At 45.4% G+C, this 17,603-nt stretch carries 14 protein-coding genes; 3 read left to right on the plus strand and 11 right to left on the minus strand.

The features are described 5' to 3' along the window. Window positions 1-29 precede the first annotated feature (29 nt). Window positions 30-692: a Crp/Fnr family transcriptional regulator gene (locus HMPREF9969_RS09295; RefSeq protein WP_009435629.1), complete on the plus strand. Its 663-nt coding sequence runs from the start codon at window positions 30-32 to the stop codon at window positions 690-692. 347 nt (window positions 693-1,039) lie between these two features. On the opposite strand, the gene HMPREF9969_RS09300 is transcribed toward HMPREF9969_RS09295, so the two are convergent. From HMPREF9969_RS09300 to HMPREF9969_RS09310, 3 genes are read right to left on the minus strand one after another with little or no spacing between them, the layout of a single operon-like run. Further along, window positions 1,040-2,131, minus strand: a complete 1,092-nt coding sequence (locus HMPREF9969_RS09300) for a glycosyl transferase (RefSeq protein ID WP_036895617.1) — start codon at window positions 2,129-2,131, stop codon at window positions 1,040-1,042. A gap of 31 nt (window positions 2,132-2,162) precedes the next feature. Continuing rightward, window positions 2,163-3,146: a glycosyltransferase family 2 protein gene (locus HMPREF9969_RS09305; RefSeq protein WP_083835318.1), complete on the minus strand. Its 984-nt coding sequence runs from the start codon at window positions 3,144-3,146 to the stop codon at window positions 2,163-2,165. After that, window positions 3,098-3,991: a glycosyltransferase family 2 protein gene (locus HMPREF9969_RS09310; RefSeq protein WP_009435617.1), complete on the minus strand. Its 894-nt coding sequence runs from the start codon at window positions 3,989-3,991 to the stop codon at window positions 3,098-3,100. The genes HMPREF9969_RS09305 and HMPREF9969_RS09310 overlap by 49 nt, the downstream gene beginning before the upstream one ends. 56 nt (window positions 3,992-4,047) lie before the next feature. Here HMPREF9969_RS09310 and HMPREF9969_RS09315 point away from each other — a divergent pair, with 56 nt between their 5' ends. Together HMPREF9969_RS09315 and HMPREF9969_RS09320 are read left to right on the plus strand one after the other, a co-directional pair. Further along, window positions 4,048-5,556 carry an oligosaccharide flippase family protein gene (locus HMPREF9969_RS09315; RefSeq protein WP_009435651.1) on the plus strand — a complete coding sequence of 503 codons (1,509 nt, stop codon included), beginning with the start codon at window positions 4,048-4,050 and terminating at the stop codon, window positions 5,554-5,556. After that, a complete protein-coding gene (locus HMPREF9969_RS09320) occupies window positions 5,543-6,523 on the plus strand; it encodes a glycosyltransferase family 2 protein (RefSeq protein WP_009435600.1) in 981 nt (326 codons plus the stop codon). The genes HMPREF9969_RS09315 and HMPREF9969_RS09320 overlap by 14 nt, the downstream gene beginning before the upstream one ends. Before the next feature lie 216 nt (window positions 6,524-6,739). On the opposite strand, the gene HMPREF9969_RS09325 is transcribed toward HMPREF9969_RS09320, so the two are convergent. From HMPREF9969_RS09325 to HMPREF9969_RS09360, 8 genes are all read right to left on the minus strand, one after another. Further along, entirely contained in the window at window positions 6,740-7,555 is an 816-nt protein-coding gene (locus tag HMPREF9969_RS09325) for a hypothetical protein (protein ID WP_009435647.1), read from the minus strand. A gap of 21 nt (window positions 7,556-7,576) precedes the next feature. After that, on the minus strand, window positions 7,577-8,860 hold the full coding sequence (locus HMPREF9969_RS09330; protein ID WP_009435584.1) for a Na+/H+ antiporter NhaC family protein: 1,284 nt from the start codon (window positions 8,858-8,860) through the stop codon (window positions 7,577-7,579). A 30-nt stretch (window positions 8,861-8,890) separates the two neighbouring features. Beyond that, window positions 8,891-9,958, minus strand: coding sequence for a substrate-binding domain-containing protein (locus tag HMPREF9969_RS09335; RefSeq protein ID WP_009435627.1), 1,068 nt, complete (start codon window positions 9,956-9,958; stop codon window positions 8,891-8,893). A gap of 725 nt (window positions 9,959-10,683) precedes the next feature. Beyond that, complete coding sequence (locus HMPREF9969_RS09340; RefSeq protein WP_009435611.1) at window positions 10,684-13,533, minus strand: M16 family metallopeptidase; 2,850 nt, start codon at window positions 13,531-13,533, stop codon at window positions 10,684-10,686. Window positions 13,534-13,541: 8 nt separating this feature from the next. Next, window positions 13,542-14,861: a thioredoxin family protein gene (locus HMPREF9969_RS09345; protein ID WP_036895619.1), complete on the minus strand. Its 1,320-nt coding sequence runs from the start codon at window positions 14,859-14,861 to the stop codon at window positions 13,542-13,544. A gap of 41 nt (window positions 14,862-14,902) precedes the next feature. After that, entirely contained in the window at window positions 14,903-15,376 is a 474-nt protein-coding gene (locus HMPREF9969_RS09350) for a hypothetical protein (protein WP_009435628.1), read from the minus strand. A 3-nt stretch (window positions 15,377-15,379) separates the two neighbouring features. Next, window positions 15,380-16,012: a hypothetical protein gene (locus HMPREF9969_RS09355; RefSeq protein ID WP_009435618.1), complete on the minus strand. Its 633-nt coding sequence runs from the start codon at window positions 16,010-16,012 to the stop codon at window positions 15,380-15,382. 35 nt (window positions 16,013-16,047) lie between these two features. Further along, on the minus strand, window positions 16,048-17,598 hold the full coding sequence (locus HMPREF9969_RS09360) for a RagB/SusD family nutrient uptake outer membrane protein (protein WP_009435622.1): 1,551 nt from the start codon (window positions 17,596-17,598) through the stop codon (window positions 16,048-16,050). Between the last annotated feature and the right edge of the window lie 5 nt (window positions 17,599-17,603).

Below are 17,603 nucleotides of genomic sequence, written 5' to 3' on the forward strand. Positions count from 1 at the left end.
GGGGGCAGGGGTGAGGCTGTTTTTCGCTTATGTTACAACTTTACAACGATCTTCTCCGCCTCCCACTCTTCCTCGGTATAGGTTCAAGTGAGCTTTCTGAGATTGTAGGGAACACCAAGTTCGGCTTTCACAAGCTGTTGGCAGGACAATTATTGGCGGCAGAAGGCGACCGATGCACGCAACTCTTCTTTCTCATGGCAGGGTCGTTGAGCGTGGAGAGTCATGCTGATAACCACCGATATAGTATTGTCGAAGAGTTATCAGCACCGGCTGTCATACAACCAGAACACCTCTTCGGACTCATGTCGAGATACTCCCGTACCTTCTCCGCACAGACTGATTGCAGTCTATTGGCACTCAGTAAAGAGGAGATTCTACGCCTCCTTGACTCCTATCTCATCTGTCGTTTGAATTTTCTTAATATCCTTTCCATGCAAGCGCAACGGCAGGGTCGCACTCCATGGAGGCAGAATCCAACGGATATTCGCCAACAGTTCTTTGCTTTCCTGCGCCTTCGTTGCATTACACAAGCTGGTAGGAAGGTATTGAAAATAAAGATGGAAACACTCGGACATGAGCTTCATCAAAGTCGTCTGAACGTCTCTCACATGCTGAATCAGTTGCAGGAAGAAGGACTGATAAGTATTACTCGTGGTTTAATCACTATCCCACAATTAGAATTGTTACGATAGGAAACAAGCCTCTCCAAGCCTTTCTGTAGGAGAAGATGCAGCTTCGTGGGGCATAGAAAACGATTATCTGCTTGCCTTTCGTTAGGCACACTCCCCCTTTCAGAGGGTGCAAGTAAGGTTGTCAAAGAAATCATTTCCAATCAAACAAACGCTTCTCATGAAACAAAGAGAGCCTCCCTTCACCGCAAGGAGAGGCTCTTCTTCATGTAACGAAACGCCTTCTTCAAATGGAAAAGGGCGTTTCGTTCTTTTTTTCTTATTGCTTGCTACAAAAGAATTAACGAGGACTTCATCTGCAAGTAAGCCTTTGGCTCTATGCTTGCGCCTATCATAAGGATGAGAGCGATTTATCTTTTATAAAACTTCTCATACTCTCGTGCTACCTTGATATGGTCATGGTGCTTGCGAACATAGGCGTAACTCTGGTGGCGAAGGGCTGGGATTTGATCGAGATGGGTGACAAGCTGCGTGAGAGCTGACACACAACTCTCATACGAGGGGAGGACATTAATGATTGGGCGAAGCGTTGTCTCATGCAGAAGAGCATAGTGTTCGGGTTCGCCCCCACCAATACATATAATGCCATGTGCCATCGCTTCGAGTGGATTCATTGATGGAGTATAGCTGTAGAGTTGGTCCATGATAGCATCAGAACCACGCATCGTCCGCACATACTCATCGAAGGGTAAGCCCGTAACAACCTTCAGATTCAATCGGTCGGGATAGTCAGCTTTCACCTTCTCAGCCGCTCGCAACATGATATCCGTGCCTTTATACACTGACCGGTTACGGCTGATTCCGATAAAGAGATTTAATTGTTTGGGGGATTCAGGGGCTATCTTCGGTTCGTCCCCCACAACGATTGGAAAGGGAATAAAGGTTGTCTTTGTGGGAAAAAACGGCTGATAGCAACACCAATATTCGTAGAGTCCAGTGATAATACCGTCACATTCCGCTGCCATCAGGCGGTTCAAGCGTTCCTTCTCAGTGCCAATCCAATCCTTCCGCTCGCTTACTGCCTCTTCATTCTGGCGCAGTTTCGTACCGAAATTGAAGTCGCTATACCGCAAGGGCATCGTCGTGGAACAGGTATGCACCCAATAGTAATCCATGCCGAAAGCCCCCAGAAAGAGCTTTTTATTGTGCTTTTTGAGGTAACGAAAGATGTAGAAAAGGCGTTCGGCACGCAGTTCAAAGAAGATAGGGTTGATGAATTGCACCACATCATAGCCTCTCAAACGTGGCAAAAGAGCGTATATCTTTGCCAAGAGGCGCACTCCTCCCAGTCGTCCTGTTGGTCGGCTCACATCAATGTCACGTGGATAATCCTTCCAAAAGTCGCCATTTGAGACCACAGTCACTCGATGTCCAAGTGCGCGCAAACCCATTGCCAGTGTGTTATGAACATTGCTGTATTCGCCTAAGAGGAGGATTTTCATTATTCTATCAGCGCTTTTTTACCAGTAAAAACTATCTCTTCAGCGTCAAAGCCAACAGCAAGATCTTACGTCCCCAAGCGGTGTTGATGAGTCTTCGGAACAGTTTATAGTTACGCGTGTAGTCCTTTTCTGGCAATGGGAAGAGCCCTTGGTCGGTCAGTCGTAACAATACTTTCTCCAAGTGACCAGCGTCATGAGTGAGGCGAATAACATTATATAGATAGTCCATCGTTAGTTGCGCAATGCGTCGCTCCATAGCTATTCGATCCTTAACAGGCAAGTACTCCACCTTATCCTTCAGTCGGTTGATAATCTTCTCGAAGTCTGATAGACGCTTCAACTTGCTCTTCAAGTCCCGAGAATGGGTGATGGAACCCTCGTGTTGACGATAGTAATAAGCCTTGTTGTTGCTTACGTAAAGTTTTTCAATGCGTAACATGAGCTGCGGAGTGAACTCTTCATCCTCATGCACAAAGCCCTTTGGGAATCGTAACTCATGTAGACAGCAACGGCGGAAGAGGTATCCCCAGGCACTGGCGTGTATGTTGTTATGCGTCATATAGTCCGTTCCGCTCACCGGACCAGTCCAGTCTGGACTTGGATTAGCCGTTGGCTTGTCCGAAGGAAAGAACATCACCATGTCTGCATCCTTGTATCTTGCGATGTCAAGGCACTGCTCGTAAGGGCTAATAAGCAGATAGTCGTCAGCATCAACGAACTGAATAAAGTCGCCTTCAGCCAATGTTATGCCTCTATTTCGAGCCTGACTCAACCCTTGATTGTCCTGTCTTAGATAATAGATAGTCGATGACAACTCCATGAGTTCAGCGATGGGTGAGCGGTCAGAACCATCATCTACGACAATAATCTGGCGTTCCGTCTCAGCGAGCGAGAGCGCAAGAATACTGTTGATACACTCTCGAAGCATCTCAAGAGGCTCATTGTGATAGGTCACGATGAAGCTAACTAGCGGTTTCGTAAGCCCATTTTGTGTATAAATTGATTGAGTTGACATAAGCGTTTAAGCCCTATTAAATGAAGAATCAATAGTTTCATTGTACCCTTATAAGGGAGTATTGGGAGCACTGGAGCAGCCTTCGTTGCCTCATAAACATCCATTTGAATGTTCAAAAGTGACTCATAATAAGCTGCTGTCAACGTCCCCCATTGTGCGAGATGACGCAAGTGAGCCTCCAAAAGATGGGTCAGCTCTTGTCCTCCAGCACGTGCAGTAATGCCTTGAGGGTTATCTGTGTAGTAATAAAGACCCCGTCCCGTCGTCCCTATCACACCCGCTTTTGCGAGTAAGAAAGGCAATGTATAAGTATCTTCAAACACCTTTCCAACAGGATAGCGAACGCCCTCGAAGAGCCGTCGACGATAGTATTTATTACAGGCGTAAGTATGCAGGTAGCCCCCACCAAGCCAATAGTCTCGAGCCGAGGTGAATACCTTTTCGGAGAAAGTAAGCAACTTCTCGCATTGCTTATTGCCGTGATGTTGCATCACAGGATACTCCAGTATGTCATATTCCGGGTGCATATCCAGCACTGCAAGTAACGCCTCAATCGTACCTTCTTGGATAAAGTCATCCGAGTCAATGAAGGTCACATACTCCCCTTGCGCATGCTCCAGTCCCGTGTTGCGAGCAGCCGATAAACCTTGATTCGATTGATGAATAAGCGTGCAATTCGCCCGTCCTTGAATCATTCTTGAGGCTATCTTTGCCGAATCATCGGGGCTTCCATCGTCAATGATAATCAGTTCCATCCTATCGTCCAACTGCATGAGCACACTCTCCAAACAGCGTTGGATGGTGTCTTCAACACGATAGATTGGAATGATAATAGACAGTAACATGTAATATTATTTGGTGCAAATATAATAAAAAAGAATGGTTTCCGTTCATATAGAAGATGAAAAAAAGCACTAATACCGATGGTTATCTCCATGTCTTGAAGTATATCAGCTTGTTTGGTGGTGTACAAGGACTTAATGTGCTGATAGGCGTTATTCGCAACAAAATCGTGGCTTTGTTGTTAGGTCCACAAGGTGTTGGTCTCATCTCATTATTCAACTCTTCGATTCGATTAGTTAGTGATTCCACCAACTTCGGCATAGCGATAAGCGCCGTGCGAAACCTCTCCAGCGATTATGACAATGGTGAGGACGAACGTTTACAGGCTGATATTCGCATCGTGCGGTCGTGGAGTTTGCTTACAGCTGTGCTCGGAATGGTGGTCTGCATAGCCTTGAGTCCATTGTTGAGTCACTATTCCTTTTCATGGAATGGTTATACTTTCGATTTCATCCTACTCTCTCCTATCATCGCATTGACGGCTATCACGAATGGTGAAATGGCTATTTTGAAAGCCGTCCGACGCCTCCGACAGCTGGCAGAACTATCCGTTTATAACGTTCTCGGCACTTCCTTGCTCACCATCCCATTATATTACTTCTTTGGAGAACGTGCCATCGTCCCCTCTTTACTGCTTGCTGCTGTGGTGCAAGTGGTGCTCACCCTCAGTGCTTCTTGGCGTCTCTATCCGTTCAAACTATCCTTTTCACGTTCCGATTTGAGTGCTGGCTTGGGAATGATTCGGCTCGGTGTGGCGTTCGTACTGGCTGGTGTATTGGGTTCAGGAGCCGACTTCATCATCCGAAGTTACCTCAACAACGTAGCCAATACAGCGACTGTCGGCTTCTATAATGCCGCTTACATGATGACAATGGTATATGCAGGAATGATCTTCTCTGCCATGGAAACCGATTATTTTCCACGTCTCTCGGGGGTCAATCAGCTGTCGTTTACTTTCCGTCAGACCGTCAATCGCCAGATTGAAGTGACCCTTTTGCTCGTTTCCCCACTGCTTGCTCTCTTCCTTCTGTTGCTTCCGCAGCTCCTTGAAGTGCTCTATTCAGGGCGTTTCCTACCTGCGCTTGGCATGGCACAAGTGCTCGTCTTGGCTATGTATGTGCGTGCCGTGCGCTTGCCGATGGAGTATATTAGTTTGGCAAAGGGCGCTTCTCGTGCCTATCTCATCCTCGAATCGACTTACGATCTATTGTTAGTAGCATTGCTCCTCACGTGTTTCAACAAGTGGGGAATTACTGGTGCGGGTATCGGAATAGCCCTCGCTGGTACGCTCCACCTGCTCATTGTCTATGTTTATATGGCTCGCAAGTATCGTTACCGACTGTCGGCTGATGTAGTGAAACTCGCTGCTTTCCAGTTTACATTGGGTATTCTCACCTTCTTCTGCGTACGTTCTGAACTCTGGCAATGGCGTTGGTGCGTGGCAAGTGGACTTTGCCTCGTGAGTGCGATAGCGTCCGTTCGGGTGTTAAGGAGTAAGACCGACCAGCAGTGGAACAGCCTTCGTAATAAGATAAAAGATAAGTTTATACGCCATGATAAAGGTTAGTGTGATTGTAGCCGTGTATAACACAGCACCTTATTTACGCCAGTGTCTCGACTCATTAATGCGTCAGAGCTTACGAGACATTGAAGTGCTTTGTGTTGACGATGGCTCTTCTGATAGCTCACCCGCCATACTTCGAGCGTATGCCGAGCGTGACGCACGAATCAAACCCACCTTCTTAAAGGAGAATATGGGCTTGGCGCATGCCCGAAATGTGGCTCTTGCACAAGCCACGGGAGAGTATGTTTGCTTTTTGGATAGTGACGATTGGTTTGCTGATGATGCCCTTGAGAAAGTCTATAAAGCGTTCACGGCTGATATAGACACGGTTCTTTTCCATCTAGTGCTGCACTATGAAGATGGGAAAGAGCAAGATTTTCAAATGCAACCTTTCGATACTTTGTCGGGAGAGGAGGCTTTTAAAGAGAGTTTGACATGGCAGATCCATGGCGTATATGCCATTCGCAACACAATCCATCAAGCCTTTCCTTACGATGAAACACAGAAGACTTACACGGATGAGAATGTAACACATATTCATTACCTAAGGTCTCGGAAGGTGGCACTTTGTAGTGGTACTTACTTCTACCGACAGCGTAGTAGTTCCGTTACTCATCAAGTGAGTGGACAGCGATTCGACTTCCTTTTAGCGAATGAACGTCTACATCAACAACTCTTATCGTTGCGTGTTTCCGATGAAATAATCGCCTTTTATGAAACGAAACGATGGTTGAATCTCGTGGGACTCTACTTCTTTTACTATCGTCATCGCCGTTCGCTCTCCCCATCCGACCGCCATCGTGGACTGGACATCATGCGTCATGTGTGGGCAACGATCAACCTTTCTCTTGTCCGCCCCAGCCTTCGTCGCAAGTTTGGCTATTGTCCTCTTCGCCGTTCCTGGCTGCTCTTCCGACTACAAGAAGAGCTGTATTTCTGGTTGAGAGGAATCATTAAAGGCAATGAATAAACCTCCCGAAGAAAGGAATCTACCTACGGGAGTTCGTTAGAAAGAGGTGCGAACGGATTGTAACGAGGTAGTGCCTTATTAGTTGGAACAGCAGGATAAAAAACGAGGAAACGCTCTTCTCCATTTGAGAAGGGCGTTTCCTTGCATGAAGAAGAGCCTCTCCTTGCAGTGAAAGGAGGCTCTCTTTATTTCAAAAAAGGCATTTCCTTGCTTCCACTACTCCTCTATCTCCGACAGACTACGCACGAAGTTGCTGAAGAAATTACTAACCGTCTCCACAGGAGCATAGCCCACATAACGCACACTGCGACGCAGGTTACGACGCAATACAGCCCCATTATTCTGTACGAAACCAGCCGAGTTCTGTTTGAAATGCCACTCTTGAGCCGTGTCTTTAGCCAAGTCGGAAACACTACGAAGCGTCAGTTCATAGGCTTTCTTATCAATTTTATTAACGAAAGGGAGTTCCTCTTCCTCAAAACCAAAGACTGATATAAGGATGTTCCCTTGCAGTTCTGCCATCGACTGAAGCTGTAGGTTAGCCAGCCAAGAGTCTAGTTTCACAAAGTCCACCTTGTCTCCTCGCACCCTCAAGTACTGTCCGATGGTGATAATCCCACCTAGATTCATCCCCCGATTGAGCATTGTTTCAGAGTTAGAGACGATGAGTTTCAGTATATCCAAAGCCTCAACGGAGGTGTCAATACTATGTAATTCGTCATGGATGAGCTTCTTCAATCGCCTATTCAATAGAGAGTTACTAAGGCGAACAGACTTCGGAACTTTTGCTGTTAACGCCTTGTTATCCCCCATCTTGGTCCTCAGTTCGGCAATGATAGCGTCAGGGAGGTTCAGACCCTCATCCATGCTGTGGGCAGCAATACCATTAACAAAGATGGAAGTAACCTTTTGTGCCTCCACCATCTGCATGAGTCTGCGCCATTTGAAAGGCGACATCGGCTCAATACTCGACTGGGTTCCGAAGGCACCAGAGCTTAGAATACGAAAGAAGTTACGCTGTATGACGTCCATAATAAGCGAATAATATTAACATTAAGAATACCTCCTTGGATAACGGAAGAAGATAGATAGCAAAGCAAACACACCTATCAAGAAGGGGTAATAGAGGTAAGGCACAATGCTCACAGGGTTTATCTTTGCCAGTCCAGCAGCCATTAAGAGCTGTGCACCATAGGGTATCAAGCCCTGAACACAGCATGAGAAGGTGTCGAGGATACTTGCTGCTTTGCGCTTATCTACCCCATACTTATCGCCAATCTGCTTCGATATGCCTCCCACAGTGAGGATGGCAACGGTGTTATTTGCCGTACAAATATCAACAAGAGACACCAAGAAGGCTATCGTGAGTTCTGCTCCTCGCTTGCTACTAACGTGCCGTGTGATGATACTAATGATGTAGTCAATGCCACCATTAGCCCTTATCATCTCGAGCAAACCGCCTGCCATCATCGTAATGATGATTAACTCGCCCATACCAGTGATTCCGTTACCCATACTAGAGAACCATCCATAGATGTCGTAGGTGCCATCTGCTATGCCAATAACGCCTGTTAAGATCAAACCAATGGTCAGTACCGCCATCACATTCATACCCAATACGGCACAGATAAGCACTGCCATGTAAGGTATTATTCGATAATAACTAACCGAAGGTGGGGCTGATAGCGTGTGAACATCCCATCCCATAAAGACATAAGCAGCAAGGATAAGGAAGGCGGCAGGGGCTACGATGAAGAAATTAACACGGAACTTATCAGCCATCTTACACTCTTGTGTACGCGTGGCAACGACCGTTGTATCACTGATAAACGACAGGTTATCACCGAAGAAAGAGCCTCCAACGACCACAGCAACGACAAATGGCATCGAAGAACCCGTCGAACTCGCTACGCCAGCAGCAATTGGTGTAAGCGCAACGATGGTTCCCACACTCGTACCAATGCTTATTGAGATGAAGCAAGAGGCAAGGAATAAGCCTGCAAGGAGCATGTTGCTCGGTAGAACTGACAATGTCATGTTCACCGTGGCATCGATACTTCCCATCTGTTTAGCGGCATTTGCGAATGCTCCCGCTAGTACAAATATCCACAACATCATCATCATGTTATCCGTACTTGCGCCTTTGCTGTATATCTCGATACGCTTATTAAGAGGAAAGCCACCCGACATTATGATAGCAAAGATGCTTGCCACCATAAAGGCAACAGTAATTGGTACCTTATAGAAGTCGCCTGATACAATCGAAGTGACTAGATAAAGTAGGATGAAGACAAGTAGTGGACTGAGTGCAAGAAGTCCTTTTTTATGATTAATCATTCTGTTTTTAATTTAACAAAAAGCTCTCCCTTACAGGTCCCAAGAGCGCAAATAGAAGTCGATGTTCTCCTTTGTAAGGAGGTCAATAGGCATGTAGTTCGTTTGTTCAACCTTCTTCTTCAATACGATGGCACGGAAGAGTGTGTCGATACTAAAGAACCCTTGCTGGTAAGCATGCTGTGCGATGAGGAAAGAGATGCTCCCTGCTCTGAGACATTCAGCATTCTTATGCACAATATCATAGCCCATGATCTGTACGTCGTGACGCTTAGTTTTGAGCAAGAACTCGCCTACGATGTGCGCTTTCGAGTTCACTGCAAGGCAATGATGCACCTCTGGATGGGCTGTAAAGAACTTCTCTAAGATACCATCATAGCGTTTCCTCTCTTCGTCAAGTGGTAGATTCACGTCGAGAATATCCACTTCTGGGAAGTGCTTAGCCATGTAGTTGCGGAAACCAACCTCTCTGTTCTCCTGCTGTCTACTTGCCATCTTGCCGTCAATCGTTTGTTTCATCAGCATAATAGAACGCTCATTTCGTGCCAAAAGCATAAGCATTCGAGCTGCAAAATGCCCACTCTGGATAGAGTCCTGACCAAAGAAAGCAAGTGGCTGAAGGCTCGGCATATAGGAATCAAGCAGCACAAAGGGGATGTTACGCTCGTGTAACTCGTCAGTAAACAGGCGTGTTCTCTCAAGCGTGGTAGGTACGAGAATAACTCCATCAGGGTTCTTCTTCAAGCATTTCTGGTAGGTATCGACAAACGACTGAGGGTTCAGTCGACTGTAATACATAATTTCCAGGTCGATATAAAAGTCCCTTCTTCGCTCGACAGCCTTCATTGCGCCCATCTCAATCTCGTCCCAATAAGCCTCGCTGGCATGCTTTGGTATGAGACAATAAAAGGTATAGCTCTTGTTATGAGCCAGTGCGCTAGCATACATATTAGGCTGGTAATCCATCTCTTTCAGGGCTTTCTCAACTCGCTCAAGAGCCGATTTCGACACGTTCGGACGCTTATGAAGAACGCGGTCTACCGTACCCACACTTACACCAGCACGTTTTGCTATATCCTTGATTCTAATTTTCTCCGCCATAGAGGATGCTAAACAATTTCATTATTCAGTGCAAATTTACGAATAATTGTTGGATTGTGTAGCATGGACAGGGTGCTTTCTTACAATTCAATAAAGACTCTCTAAAAAGGAGGAAAGAGCCTCACCCCCATCCTATCTACAGCCTCACCCATCCCAACTACAGCCTAACTCCCATCCCAACTAAAGCCTCACCCCCATCCCCTCTCCGAATGGAGAGGGGAGTGAAGACTGTTAGTTGGAAGAGAGAGGATTGTTAAGAGAAATAGAGATAGTTGTATTTTTGAATAAAAGAAGAGCTTTTAGGAATAACATCCCCTCCATCGGAGGGGCTTGGGGAGGCTTTTAGTTAAATAAAAATGGGCGTCAGCTTCTGTGGATTCCCATGTTCCTTTAGGAACTCTGTGTCCCTTTTAGGCTCTGTGCCATCCGTGTATTCCGTGTTAAAAATGTCCCAGCAAAGAATTTATTAATGCCTTTCAACAACAGAACTAATCACATTTTTGAATTGTGAACTTTGCATTTTGAATTAAAGAAAGGTTTTTAGTAGAATTAAGGAAACGCCCTTCTCGATTTGAAGAGGGCGTTTCCTTGCAATGAAGAGGGCGTCTCTTCACATCGAAGAGACGCCCTCTTTGAATTTAAGTAAGCCTCCCCTAACTGGCTCCCGTTAGGCACTCCTCCCCTTGGGGGAGGCTGGGTGGGGACGGGGGAGAGGCCTCTCCTCCCTATTTAAACGTGCGCTTTCCCTCATGAACAACGGGCTTGACGATAATCTCACGTTGCTTAGCTTGCGTGAGAATCTTCGTTGCGACCTGCGCAATATCTTGTTCCGTGAGAGTCTTGAAGATAGGTTCTGAACTAGAGCTATCCGATGGTGACAACTCTTCACCAGTCTCTGCATAGACATTCAGAAGTCCCATCCACAATGAAGGATCAGCTGTATTCTGTTGTGTATTAGCATCTTCCTCTTGTACAGCTAATGGTACCATCGCTGCCTTGAAATCGTCAGCACTTATGCGACCAGCCTTCACATCCTCAATAAACTGATATACTAACGTGAGGACACGATCGATATGCTCCGCTGCAGTAGAGAGGTGGATACTTAGGTTCTCACTTGCTTCTGGCTGCGAATTATAAGTACTTTGCACACCAATCGTATAAGTGAGATGTTCCTTCTCACGCAACACATCGAAGTAACGACGCTCCAACAACGCACGCAACACCTCTAGTGCTGCCTGCTCACGATCAGTTAGTTTCTGCTTATTGGAGTATGAGATTTCAATCTCAGCCATGCCTCCGTCGGTCTCAGTCTCAAAGGTATGCTTGATGACAGGGGCACTCGCAGCAAAGTCAAGTGGCGTCACTGACGTTACAGCTGGCTTACCCGACCCCTTGAGCGAAGCGATATATCGTGTGATTAACTCCCGTGCTTTCGCCTCTGGAATATCGCCCATCAGACAATAAGTGAAGCCTGATGCATCGCCTAAATGCTTTTGGAACTGCTCTGCGAGTTGGTCATATTGCATTGAATGGAAGAACTTTTCATCCTGACGAGGGTTCAACGCGCTCACTGGATAGAGCAACTGACGGATGGAATCCTGCACTGCCTCCATACCACTCAATGGTCGGTTGTCATAGAGATAAACGCTGCGTTGGATGTACTTATCGAATGCTGCCTTTGAAAAGTTCTGTTTCGACAGAACGAGATGGAGGTATCCAAAGAAGTCATCAGCGTTTGCAACAGCCGCAGAACCGCCTATTCCGTCACTATAATCCTCGAGTGATAGGGATAGATTTAGGTCTTTCCCTTGTAGCCATTGGGCAAGTTGATTGCGGTTGTAATTATATACTCCCGACTGCATCAAGAGCGAGCGCATAGCCGTATAGTTGGCTAACTCTGTTGCAGGAACAACCGATTTACCACCGATGGAAGAGCCTGCAAAGAAGAAACGACCCTTTGCTTCAGGTACATACTTATAGATGACTCGTGCGCCATTACTTAGTTTCCACACCTTCGACTGGAGCTTCTTTAATGTCGTCTCACTGGTTATCTTCCCTGGAACGAGATTATAATCAATGAGGTTCGTGATAGGTTTCACGTTGGCAGCCTGCGCCAAATCGTCGTTGGAAGAGGCATTCTTTAGAGCAGTGTTAAACTCGTCTTCGGTGATATTCATCTCTTCCTTCGACTTTGAATAAGTAACGAAAGCAAGGTTCTTATCATCGAGTAAGGTTTTCAACCACGCATTGATATCGCTCACCTCAAGCTCTACTAAGGTCTCAAGGTTGCGACTAATCTGTGAACGGAAGTCTTTCATAGGAATACCATAGAGGTAGTTTTGGCGGAAGAGCATTAAGGCATTATCAGGAGTTCCTAGTCCCTTTGCCTCCAAGACATCCTTCATTCCGTTGTACATCGCCTCTTTCTCGGCATTAAACTCCGCCTCGGTAAAGCCCTTGTCACGAAGGTTAGCACGCACGGCAAGCAACTGCTGCAAAGCAGCTTGCGCCTCCCCCTGATATGGAACCATGTCCCATGCCATTTGCGAATAGTCTCTCACCAATGGAGAAAGGCTCAAGTCAGCAGCAATAAACTTCTCTTTATCCGCATTCTTCAGCATTGCGAACCGCTTAGGAGCAAGTGTATTGAAGAACTTAGTGAAGATGAATTGACGGATGCGAGCCTCTTCTTGGATATTACCTGGCGTCTCATAGCGTTGGTAAAGACCGAAGGAAGCACTCTTATTCTCGGGGTCGATGAATCGAAGATAGAGTGGCTTGTCATTCACGGGGATGTTCCGAACCTGCGCATCAACGGCTGGTGCGAGCTTATTCGGTAACGTTTTGAAGATCGACTGAATCTTTGCTTCTGTCTTATCAAGGTCGACATCGCCAATAACAGCTATGAATTGGAGGTTAGGACGATACCACTTATCATAGAAAGCCTTTACCTGCTTCTGCTGAAAAGACTGTAAGAAATCAATCGAACCAATAACATTGTGCGTTGCATAACCCGACTGGTTATAAACGACAGGAGCAATGGCATCCGTCAAACGGCGGTTCACTCCAGCACGATGTCGCCACTCTTCAAGGATGATACCACGCTCCTTCTCCACATCTTGTGGCGTGATTTTAATACCATGACACCAGTCACGAAGAATCCACAATACCTTGTCATTGAGTTCGTCGTTAGTGCTTGGTACGTTGTGAATAGCATATCTCGTATCATCAACACCCGTAAAGGCTTCGAAGTCATTGAGGTTATTCTTGCGGAGAAAAGACATCACTCCAGTAGGGAAATGATCGGTTGTGTTGAAGGCTAAATGCTCCAAGACGTGAGCCAACCCCATCTCATCTTTATTCTCCATGATGGCTCCCACGTTTTGATAAAGATAATATTGAGCATCGCCACTTGCCGACCCGTCATTATATATATAATAGGTAAGCCCATTCGGTAAAGAGCCTTTCCTCAAGCCCTTCATCTGCGCATGTGCAGGCGAAGAGAGTAAAAACAGAAAACTCACGAGTAGGCACATTGGCACACTCGTGAGGTTCTTTATGATGTTTCTAAACATATACATTCTTATTTTTCAAGTAGTTCGAGGGTAGAGAGCTTATGCTTAATTGCACTTTGCAACATCGCTTGTGGCATCTCCATATTCTGTAGTGTGAGGGTCTCAGCAAAGGCTTGGTTGTAATACTCGCGAGCCTTCGCATAGTTCTTCAACTCACGATATGAGTCGCCAATCATTACCATGTAATTGACGCGATCCATAACTGCATTCTCCTTTTCGAGGGCTTTCTCTGACCACTGAATAGCTACTTCATGGTGCTTAGGTTTCAACACCTTGCCTGCAGCCATGTATAGATTCTGGGCAGCCTTACCATAGTCAGCAGCTTGAACATTGCCCTTCATCTTGTCAAAGTAAGTCTGCATAGCCTTGATATAACCATCGACATCCTTGTTCTTATATAGGTTGAAGAGGGCATCATTGTAGAGTTTTGTCTTGTCATAAGGTGTGATACCCGTCAAGCCAATTACCTCGTAAGCCTTAGCATACTTGCCTTTTACATTCTCAACATAGTCCTTGTACTTAGCATTACCATCCTTTGCTAAGTCTTCAGCAAAGCCATCATTCGCCTCAACGATATAGTAGGCAGGAGCCTTACCAACCGCTTTTGTCCAATCATCGAGATGGTCATTGATGAGGTCAACTATGTATTGCTTGTGTTCCTTATCATCGTCTCCCTCAAGTGCAAGAATAATCTTGTAATCATTCTCATTGATAAGTTTTAAAGGTGCTTTAGCGGTGATGTAGCTCTTATATAACTTCTGCAAACGGGTAACCCACTTGTCGGCTTCCATTCCTTCTTGCGCTTGTAAGAAGGAAGGAGCTTTGAGAAGGAGTTGCTGCTGGACGTCGAGATCATTGTTATCTGCCTTATATTTCTCATAAAGAGCTTCAAAGCTCATACTCTGACCAGCGGCTATCTTCGCTGCATCCAATAGCTCATCTTTGTTCATTGCACCTGTATTCACTGATATAGCTTTCCCATCAGGTGAGATGAAAGCAACCGTTGGGTAAGCAACGACCTTATAGCTTTTTGCGATGTTAACATTGTCTCCCTTCTCTGCATCCAGCTGTATGCTAACGAAGTGTTCATTGAAGAACTTACCCACTTCCTCTTGTGTGAATACAGTCTTAGCCATCTTCTTACAAGGTACACACCACACTGCATAAAAGTCGACAAAGAGCACTTTATTCTCTTGCTTTGCCTTTACAAGAGCTTCATTGAAGGTTCCTTGAAAGAACTGAATACCCGTTGTACCCTCCTGCGCAAAGCTTTGCAGGGTGAAAGCAATCAGTGCTACTAGCACTAAGAAATATCTTTTTATTCTCATAATCTATGGTATTTTAAAACTATACAATTATATGTCTACGATTAATTGACAGCTAACTCATCATCCGTCACAACGACTGTGAAGATGTTTTCTAACAATGCTTCGTGATCCTCGTTATAGACCTTCAAGGTGAGACGATAATGTCCATTGGTCAACTGTTGAGTTGCTTTTAAAGAGACAATGACCTTTCCGCCCACAACAGAAATCTCTCCTTCTTTATATAACTTCATAAAGAGTTCGCCGGCTGCAGGCGTATCTGCCTTCACACTGGCTAGCTCGAAGTTAACGGGATTGGTACCTGCAACACCCTGAATACTCGTTGATACGAAGGGTTGTTGCTCTATATATCGATCAGAGGTAGGGTCGATATTATGGAAAACATTGATGGAGTCTGGTGCAAAAGAAGCCCCCGCAGTACGGAGATAACCCACTTTCATCTTGCTACATGATGCCATAAAGCCTACAGCAAGTAAGGTTAGACATACTAACGCTATACTATTTTTTATTCTTCTCATACCTTAAAAGTCTGTTAAACTAAAGTTATATTCAAGTGAATGAACCACTCCTGTTTGGGTTTCTATATTACAAGAAGCAACGCGAGTGGTCTTTGTTGTGGTGGGAGAAACCAAATAGATCTGTAATGGACCAGCGTTTGGTACACCATCGTAAGACTCACGGAAGGTATAAATCCATAGTTTCTCACCTGATGCCATAGTGAATGTTTCACCACCTTTACCTATTGGGCTAGAGGGATCAGAAGACTTAGTACCAGTCTTAAAGTCGTCGAGCATTATGCGTTTGTGTGGTAAGACGCAATTCAATATAAACTTCTTACAATCACTAACAGGCATCTCTGAGACGCTTGTCATACCATTCTTATAGAGGTAACGACGAATGCTATGACTCGTTGGACCAAAGAAGGTGAAGTCCTTACCATACTGACTTGTACCCTGGAAGAGCCCTACAAGCTGTGCCCGCTCTGCCATTTCGCATAACAAACTCCAGTTGTAAGTATCGGTTTTGAAGTAGTCCCACATGGTAGTCTCATGCTTACCATTAGCAAGACCAGTGTCATCAAAATTGTAGTCGGTACAGCTTGACATCATTCCTAACGTCAAGCAGAGTACCACAATATAAATTATCTTTTTCATTATTCAACCTTTTTAGAGTTCGTAATAGAACCTATTTACTTATAAGCCTGCCAATAAGGTTTCTGTCTCAACTTGTTGTTTATGATGTGACCATCCTTATCTTGCCATGAATCAGCAGGTAATGGCAAGAAGAGAGCACCACCTTGAATGTCTTGATTGGTCAATAGTTTGAACTTACCATTGAGCTCTTCTTTGACATAACCATTGCGTATGATATCGGCATAACGAGCATCATTCTCACCAATAAACTCTTTTTCTCTCTCAAGGAAGATAGCCTTCTTCAAGCCTTCTGTATCATAGGTTGAAGGATAGAGAAGAGCACCCGCACGAGCACGAATAACATTCAGGTCGGCAATTGCATGTGCCTCATCACCCAACTTCTGATAGCATTCTGCACGCAAGAGATATAAGTCTGCCAAACGCCAATAGACGTAGTCTGCATCAATGGTACGGTAGCTGTAACCACTTGGCGAGAACTGGTCAGGATCCATGATGGCTTTACGGAACTTGTACATAACGGCATATTCTTGTCCATCAACCTCATGGCTTGTATCCCATTCATAGAAGAATGCGTGCAAACGCTTATCTGTTGCATCAGGGAAGAGAGCCTCAATAGTAGACTTATAAAGCTGACATGGCGTCTCTGATGGTAGGTCGGCTAAGGTCTGATCACCCCTCACTGGCCAACTAACAAAGTTACGTGCTATCTCATTAGGAGAGGCTACATTCTCTGAACGAGTCTTATCGAAATAGAGGCTAAAGATGGCTTCTGGGTTCGGACTCTTCTCATTGGAAAGATACTCACAAAGCTCCTCTGGCGTACTACACAAGCGATAAACACCATCCTTCCCAGCTATGACATCGGAAGCATACTTGATAGCATTCTGATAGTCAGCCTGTGCATCGTTATTGAGGTGATAAAGCCCCGTTATACTTCCTCTCCAGGCATAGATCTGTGCTAATAAAGTTGCAGCAGTACCCTTTGAAGCTGTCTGACGCTCGGTGATAGCCACTCCGTTGATATCAGTTAACTTATCCCATGTTGGCAGAAGGTCTAACGCTTTCTTCGCATGATCAATCGCTGTGTTGAGGACTTCAGCCTGCGAAGACAGGCCATAAGCCTTAATAACAGAAGAGTTCTCTGTTATAATGGCATCCCCATAACGCTGTGCAAGAAGAAAATAAGCCAATCCTAATGCAAATTCAGCTTGTCCCTTGTGATAGTTAGCACGCTCTTCTGAGAGGTCCTTTGTGCGATAGATATTATCCAGCAACAGGTTAGACTCAAAGATAAGATCGTACAATCCCTTCCAAGAATAGTCGTTTGAGAGAACCGTACGAGGGTTCCATTCACGCAACTGAGTGTTCGACTGCACATTATCTGCTAGAACTCCAGCCATTGACAAAACGAAGTTGCTGCCAATAGTTGAGTTGATATAATATTGTATGGAGGTCGTTGTTGCATTCAACTCTTTCTCTGTGTTGAAAGAGTTTCGGTATGTCATACTATTCTCTGGCTCGATATCAAGATTACATGATGAGAGCAGCGAACATACAAGAACAGACCCTAATATGATTTTACGCATCGTCT

The sequence above is a fragment of the Prevotella sp. oral taxon 306 str. F0472 genome (genome assembly GCF_000257925.1).
In the GTDB taxonomy this organism is placed as follows: domain Bacteria; phylum Bacteroidota; class Bacteroidia; order Bacteroidales; family Bacteroidaceae; genus Prevotella; species Prevotella vespertina.